The 6784-nt window shown below is 74.3% G+C and carries 7 protein-coding genes; all 7 read left to right on the top strand.

Translation table 11 applies throughout. The features are described 5' to 3' along the window. Nucleotides 1-229 precede the first annotated feature (229 nt). Entirely contained in the window at nt 230-1312 is a 1083-nt protein-coding gene (locus FOE67_RS12090) for a quinone-dependent dihydroorotate dehydrogenase (protein WP_182663437.1), read from the top strand. Continuing rightward, on the top strand, nt 1309-2220 hold the full coding sequence (gene pyrF / locus FOE67_RS12085) for an orotidine-5'-phosphate decarboxylase (RefSeq protein ID WP_323384796.1): 912 nt from the start codon (nt 1309-1311) through the stop codon (nt 2218-2220). The genes FOE67_RS12090 and pyrF overlap by 4 nt, the downstream gene beginning before the upstream one ends. A gap of 383 nt (nt 2221-2603) precedes the next feature. Next, a complete protein-coding gene (mihF, locus tag FOE67_RS12080) occupies nt 2604-2927 on the top strand; it encodes an integration host factor, actinobacterial type (protein WP_143619450.1) in 324 nt (107 codons plus the stop codon). A 36-nt stretch (nt 2928-2963) separates the two neighbouring features. Beyond that, nucleotides 2964-3560, top strand: a complete 597-nt coding sequence (gmk, locus tag FOE67_RS12075) for a guanylate kinase (RefSeq protein ID WP_182663436.1) — start codon at nt 2964-2966, stop codon at nt 3558-3560. Between the two features lie 67 nt (nt 3561-3627). Next, a complete protein-coding gene (gene rpoZ / locus FOE67_RS12070) occupies nt 3628-3900 on the top strand; it encodes a DNA-directed RNA polymerase subunit omega (protein WP_182663435.1) in 273 nt (90 codons plus the stop codon). Nucleotides 3901-4097: 197 nt separating this feature from the next. After that, complete coding sequence (locus FOE67_RS12065; protein ID WP_182663434.1) at nt 4098-5435, top strand: bifunctional phosphopantothenoylcysteine decarboxylase/phosphopantothenate synthase; 1338 nt, start codon at nt 4098-4100, stop codon at nt 5433-5435. 101 nt (nt 5436-5536) lie between these two features. Next, nucleotides 5537-6745 carry a methionine adenosyltransferase gene (gene metK, locus FOE67_RS12060; RefSeq protein WP_182663433.1) on the top strand — a complete coding sequence of 403 codons (1209 nt, stop codon included), beginning with the start codon at nt 5537-5539 and terminating at the stop codon, nt 6743-6745. The last annotated feature ends 39 nt before the right edge of the window (nt 6746-6784 follow it).

Raw genomic sequence — 6784 nt, 5'->3', positions numbered from 1 at the left:
GCCCCGCCCCCGGCGCGGGGCGGGCGGCCCCGCTCCCGCTCCCGGGGCGGCGGGAACGCCGCCCCGGTCCCCTCGAGCACAGCCCGAACGCCCGTCCCCGGTCGGTGTCCCGCCCACCGGCGCGCGTCGGCACCGCACCGGGCCCGCCCACCGGCGAGGCCCCCGACGGAGGTCGTCCCCCGTGTCCCATCCCGCCTACCGGCTCCTGTTCCGCCTCGCCTTCCGCCGCATGGATCCCGAGCGCGCCCACCACCTGGCCTTCGGCGCCATCCGCGCCACGGCCCGGGTCCCCGGGGTGCGCGACGCGGTGGCCGGCGTCCTGGCCCGCCGCGACCCGTCACTGCGCACCCGGGTGCTCGGCATCGACCTTCCCGGCCCCTTCGTCCTGGCGGCCGGCTTCGACAAGAACGCCGACGGCATCGACGGCCTGGCCATGCTCGGCTTCGACGCCGTCGAGATCGGCACCGTCACCGGTGAGCCCCAGCCGGGGAATCCCACGCCCCGTCTCTTCCGCCTGCCGGAGGACCGGGCCCTGGTCAACCGCATGGGCTTCAACAACGACGGCTCGGCCGCCGTCGCCGCCCGACTGTCCGCCCGGCGGCCCGTCTTCCCGGTGCCGGTCGGCGTCAACATCGGCAAGACCAAGGCGGTGCCCGAGGAGGAGGCCGTCGCCGACTACGTGCTCTCCGCCGGTCGCCTGGCCCCGCACGCCGACTACCTGGTCGTCAACGTCAGCTCGCCCAACACCCCCGGGCTCCGCGACCTGCAGTCCGTGGAGCGGCTGCGGCCCCTCCTGGCGGCGGTCCGCGAGGCCGCCGACCGGGCGACCGCCCCCACCGGTCGGCGTGTCCCGCTGCTGGTCAAGATCGCCCCCGACCTCTCCGACGAGGACATCGACGCCGTCGCCGACCTCGCGGTCGGGCTCGGGCTGGACGGGATCATCGCCACCAACACCACCATCGGTCGCCGGGACCTGCGCACCGATCCGGCGACGGTGGAGGCGGCGGGCGCGGGCGGGTTGTCCGGCGCCCCGCTGGGCGACCGTTCCCTGGCCGTGCTGCGGCGACTGCACCGACGGGTCGGGGACCGCCTCGTGCTGGTCTCCGCCGGCGGCGTGGAGACCGCCGAGGACGTCTGGCGCCGGATCCTCGCGGGCGCCTCCCTGGTCCAGGGGTACAGCGCCTTCGTCTACCGGGGCCCGGCCTGGCCGCGCGCGATCCACCGGGGGCTGGCCCGCCTGCTGGCCGGGAGCCCCCATCAGAGCCTCGCCGACGCGGTCGGCGCCGAACACCGGAAGGTGGACACCCCGTGACCGACGCCGCACCCGGGTCCGCGAGCACCCCCGACGTCCCCGCCGCGTCCTTCGGCGCCCGCCTGCACCGGGCGATGGGGGAGCGGGCCCCGCTGTGCGTGGGCATCGACCCGCACGCCGCCCTCCTGGCCGACTGGGGCCTGCCGGGCGACGCCGGGGGCCTGGAGCGCTTCGGACGCACGGTGGTGGAGTCCCTGGCCGACCGGGTGGCGGCGTTCAAGCCGCAGGTGGCCTTCTTCGAGCGCCTCGGCTCCCGGGGCCTGGCCGCGCTGGAACGCGTCCTGGCCGATGCCCGGGCCGCGGGCGCGCTGGTGATCACGGACGCCAAACGCGGGGACATCGGTTCGACCATGACCGCCTACGCGGAGAGCTTCCTGACACCCGACGCCCCGCTCTCCTCCGACGCCCTGACCGTCAGCCCCTACCTCGGCTTCGGCTCCCTGGCCCCCGCCGTGGACCTGGCGGAAAGGCACGGACGCGGGTTGTTCGTGCTGGCGTCGACCTCCAATCCGGAGGGGGCCGAGGTCCAGCACGCCGTGGGTGCGGACGGCCGCACGGTGGCCGAGACGGTGCTGGACCGCCTCGCCGCGCACAATGCGGGCGCCGAGCCGTGGGGCAGCCTGGGAGCGGTGGTCGGGGCGACCCTGCCCCCGTTGGGGGATCCGGCCGCCGCCATCTCCGAACGCGCGCTGACGGCGGTCAACGGCCCCCTGCTGGCCCCCGGCCTCGGTGCCCAGGGCGCCGGCGCGTCGGACCTGCCGCGGGTCTTCGGCGCCTCCCTGCGTCAGGTGGTGCCCACGGTCAGCCGGGACGTGCTGCGGGCCGGGCCGGACGCCGCGGCGCTGCGGGCCGCCGCCGAACGATGGGCGGGGGAGGTCCGCGCGGTTCTGGACGGTGCGACCCCCTGACCCGTTCCCCACCGCCCGGCGGCGGGGCGCCCCGGGGTCCGATCCCGCGGCGTCCCGTGGCCGCCGGGGACGGGGCGGGCGGGTCCGGAGGGCGACACGCCGCAAGGGTCCCGAAGTCGGCGGAATGCCGGATTCCGATGCGGAGTCCCGGCAAGGAGTCGGTAAAGAAACTCTCCACCACTGGGGCGAAATGTCGCTTTGTTTCCCTTTTTCGAGAGGCTGACCAGGAGTTTTCGGCTGTTCTCGCTGACTCCGGCGCCTCGGCCCGCTAGTCTCCGACCAGAGCGGGGATGCCGGGCGCGGCCCATCGCCCCGCCGGTGCGGGGCCGTCGGCCCCCACCGCTTCCGTATCCGACAGTTCTGATACCCGAGGTGACGCAGGCGTGGCTCTTCCGCCCCTTACCCCTGAACAGCGCGCAGCCGCGCTCCAGAAGGCCGCCGCGGCTCGCCGGGAGCGCGCCGAGGTCAAGAACCGCCTCAAGCACTCCGGCGCCTCCCTGCAGGATGTCATCAAGCAGGGCCAGGAGAACGAGGTCATCGGCAAGATGAAGGTCTCCGCTCTCCTGGAGTCGATGCCGGGCGTCGGCAAGGTCCGTGCCAAGCAGATCATGGAGCGGCTCGGCATCTCCGAAAGCCGGCGCGTGCGCGGTCTGGGCTCCAACCAGATCGCCGCTCTGGAGCGCGAGTTCGGCGCCAACCCGGCCTGATTTCACCGCGTCGCGGGGAACCGGGATAATCGCCGCATGGAAGCTGCTGCACCCCGGGGCGAGACCCCCGCGACCCCGGTCGGCCGTCCGCGACTGACCGTGCTCTCCGGCCCCTCGGGGGTCGGCAAGAGCACGGTCGTCGCGCATCTGCGCCGTGCCCACCCCGAGCTCTGGCTCTCGGTCTCGGCGACCACCCGGGCCCCGCGCCCCGGTGAGCGCGACGGTGTGCAGTACTTCTTCGTCGACGACGCCGGGTTCGACAAGCTCATCGCCAACGGTGAGCTGCTGGAGTGGGCCGAGTTCGCCGGCAACCGCTACGGCACGCCCCGCGGGCCGGTCCTCCGACGACTCGAGCGCGGCGAGCCCGTCCTGCTGGAGATCGATCTCCAGGGCGCGCGACAGGTGCGTGCCGCCATGCCCGACGCCCGACTGGTCTTCCTGGCCCCCCCCTCCTGGGAGGAGCTGGTCCGTCGGCTGACCGGGCGCGGGACCGAGCCCCCGGAGGTCATCGAGCGGCGGCTGGCGGCGGCCCGGGTCGAGCTGGCCGCCGAGCCGGAGTTCGACACCACGCTGATCAACACGTCGGTCGAGCACGTCTCGGCCGAGCTGCTAGCCTTGGTCAGCGAATCCTGACCCCCGTGCGCGCCCCGCGCGCCCGTCCCGGTCACCGTTTTCGTTCCCGTCTTCCGGAAGGCAGAGCGTGTCCTCTCCCATCGGCACTCCCGAGGGCATCATCAATCCGCCGATTGATGAGCTGCTCGAGGCCACCGACTCGAAGTACAGCCTGGTGATCTACGCGGCCAAGCGGGCCCGGCAGATCAACGCGTACTACTCGCAGCTCGGCGAGGGCCTGCTGGAGTACGTCGGCCCCCTGGTCGACACCCACGTCCACGAGAAGCCGCTGTCGATCTCCCTGCGCGAGATCAACGCCGGCCTGCTCACCTCGGAGGCCGTGGAGGGCCCGGCCGACTGATCGGCCCCTCCGGCGTCCCCCGGGCCCGTGCCGCGTTCCCGACGCGGTGGCGGGCCCGTCGGCGTGTCCGGGGGTCGCGCCGCCGGCCGGTCGGCCCCGGGGCAGGATGGGGGCGCCACCGGCACCGGGGACGCGAGGTCCGCCGCCCCGCCGACGGTGGGACGGACATCGAGGACGACGGCGAGAGGCGATCGACGATGACGCGCAGGCCCGAGGTGGTCCTGGGGGTGAGCGGCGGTATCGCCGCCTACAAGGCGTGCGAGCTGCTGCGACGCCTCACCGAGTCCGGCCACGCGGTCACCGTCGTGCCCACCGCCTCCGCGTTGCGCTTCGTCGGCGCGCCCACCTGGGCGGCCCTCTCCGGCCGGCCGGTGGCGGACGAGGTGTGGGCGGACGTCCACGAGGTGCCCCACGTCCGATTGGGGCAGCGGGCCGACCTGGTCGTCGTCGCCCCGGCCACCGCCGACCTGATGGCCCGGGCCGCCCACGGACTGGCGGACGACCTGCTCACCAACACCCTGCTCACGGCCCGCTGTCCGGTGGTGCTCGCCCCCGCCATGCACACCGAGATGTGGGAGCACCCCGCCACCCGGGAGAACGTCGCCACCCTGCGGCGCCGCGGGGTGACCGTGGTGGAGCCCGCCGTCGGGCGACTGACCGGCGCAGACACCGGCCGGGGCAGGCTCCCCGAGCCGGCCGAGCTGTTCGAGGAGTGCCGGGCGGCGCTGGCCCGCTCCGGGAAGGGTGCGGCCGGTCCCGGGGAGTCCGGCGGACCGGCCGTGCCGGGCGAACCCGGGGGGTCGGGCCGGTCCGTCGGCGCCCGCGAGGTCGGCCCCCGCGGCACCGACCTCGCGGGCCGTCGGGTCGTGGTCAGCGCCGGCGGCACCCGTGAGCCACTGGACCCCGTCCGGTTCCTGGGCAACCGCTCCTCGGGCAAGCAGGGGTACGCCCTGGCCCGCGCCGCCGCGGCCCGCGGCGCCCGGGTCGTCCTGGTGGCGGCCAACACCTCGCTGCCCGACCCCGAGGGGGTGGAGACGATCGCGGTGGAGACCACCGCCGAACTGCGGGAGGCCGTGCTGGGTGCCGCGGACGGCGCCGACGCCGTGGTGATGGCCGCGGCGGTGGCCGATTTCCGCCCCGCCCACCGGGCGGCGGGCAAGATCAAGAAGCGCGAGGGCGAGGACCCCGAGCCGATCCGTCTGGTCCGCAACCCCGACGTGCTGGCCGAGTTGGCGGCCGACCGTTCCGACCCCCTGCGGGTGGTGGTCGGCTTCGCGGCCGAGACCGAGGACGTCCTGGCCAACGGCGAGGCGAAACTCGCCCGCAAGGGGTGCGACCTGCTGGTGGTCAACCGGGTGGGGGAGGGGGTGGCCTTCGGCACCGAGGACAACGAGGCGATCCTGCTGGACGCCCGCGGACCCCGGGAGGAGATCCCCCGGGGTCCGAAGGAGGAACTCGCCCACCGGGTGTGGGACGCGGTGGCCCGGCGGTGGTCCGGGGAGCGAGACGTTCGGCCGTCCTCCGGCGGGGGGTGACCCGTTCGGGTACCGGCCGGATAGACTGTGCGCGAGCCGCGCCCGTCCACGGGCCGCTCCACCCGTCTCAGTCAGCAGCCGCTGCAAACCCAGGGAGCGATGTGTCCCGTCGTCTGTTCACCTCGGAGTCCGTGACCGAGGGTCATCCCGACAAGATCGCCGATCAGATCAGCGACACCATTCTCGACGCCCTCTTGAAGGAGGACCCCTCCTCGCGGGTCGCCGTCGAGACGATGATCACCACCGGTCTGGTGCACGTGGCGGGTGAGGTGACCACCAAGGCCTACGCGGACATCGCGACCCTCGTGCGCAACACCGTCCTGGAGATCGGGTACGACTCCTCCAAGAAGGGCTTCGACGGCGCCTCCTGCGGTGTCTCGGTGTCCATCGGCTCGCAGTCCCCGGACATCGCGCAGGGCATCGACATCGCCTACGAGTCCCGGGTCGAGGGCGAGGGCGACGAGTTGGACCGCCAGGGGGCGGGCGACCAGGGCCTGATGTTCGGTTACGCCTGCGACGAGACCCCCGAGCTGATGCCGCTGCCGATCACGCTGGCGCACCGCCTGTCGCGCCGGCTGACGGACGTGCGGCGCAACGGGACGATCCCCTACCTGCGTCCGGACGGCAAGACCCAGGTCACCATCGAGTACGACGGCGACCGGCCGGTGCGGCTGGACACCGTCGTCGTCTCCTCCCAGCACGCCTCCGACATCGACCTGGACTCCCTGCTCACCCCGGACATCAAGGAGTTCGTGGTCGAGCCGGAGTTGGCGGCGCTGGCCGGGGAGGGCATCGACCTGGCGGTGGACGACTACCGGCTGCTGGTCAACCCGACGGGGCGGTTCGAGATCGGCGGCCCCATGGGCGACGCGGGCCTGACCGGACGCAAGATCATCATCGACACCTACGGCGGCATGGCCCGGCACGGCGGCGGGGCGTTCTCCGGCAAGGACCCCTCCAAGGTGGACCGCTCGGCCGCCTACGCGATGCGCTGGGTGGCCAAGAACGTGGTGGCCGCCCGCCTGGCGCGCCGCTGCGAGGTGCAGGTCGCCTACGCGATCGGCAAGGCCGAGCCGGTGGGCCTGTTCGTGGAGACCTTCGGTACCGAGGCGGTGGAGCCGGCCCGGATCGAACAGGCGGTCAAGGAGGTCTTCGACCTGCGGCCGGCCGCCATCATCCGCGACCTGGACCTGCTGCGGCCCATCTACGCGCAGACCGCCGCCTACGGCCACTTCGGCCGCCCGCTGCCCGACTTCACCTGGGAGACCACCGCCCGGGTCGACGCCCTGCGCGCCGCCGCCGGCCTCTGACCGGGGCTCCCCCCCCCGCTCCCGCCGTTCCGTTCCCCC

Source organism: Streptomyces calidiresistens, assembly GCF_014141525.1.
GTDB lineage: Bacteria > Actinomycetota > Actinomycetes > Streptomycetales > Streptomycetaceae > Streptomyces > Streptomyces calidiresistens.
The sequence above is the reverse complement of the archived record's forward strand: the minus strand, read 5'-3'. Positions and strand labels throughout refer to the sequence as shown.

What these genes read in the sequence shown, in the direction of transcription:
- FOE67_RS12065 (WP_182663434.1), top strand. Translation starts at nt 4,098, where the DNA reads ATGACGCGCAGGCCCGAGGTGGTCCTGGGGGTGAGCGGCGGTATCGCC.
- FOE67_RS12090 (WP_182663437.1), top strand. Translation starts at nt 230, where the DNA reads ATGGATCCCGAGCGCGCCCACCACCTGGCCTTCGGCGCCATCCGCGCC.
- gmk (WP_182663436.1), top strand. Translation starts at nt 2,964, where the DNA reads ATGGAAGCTGCTGCACCCCGGGGCGAGACCCCCGCGACCCCGGTCGGC.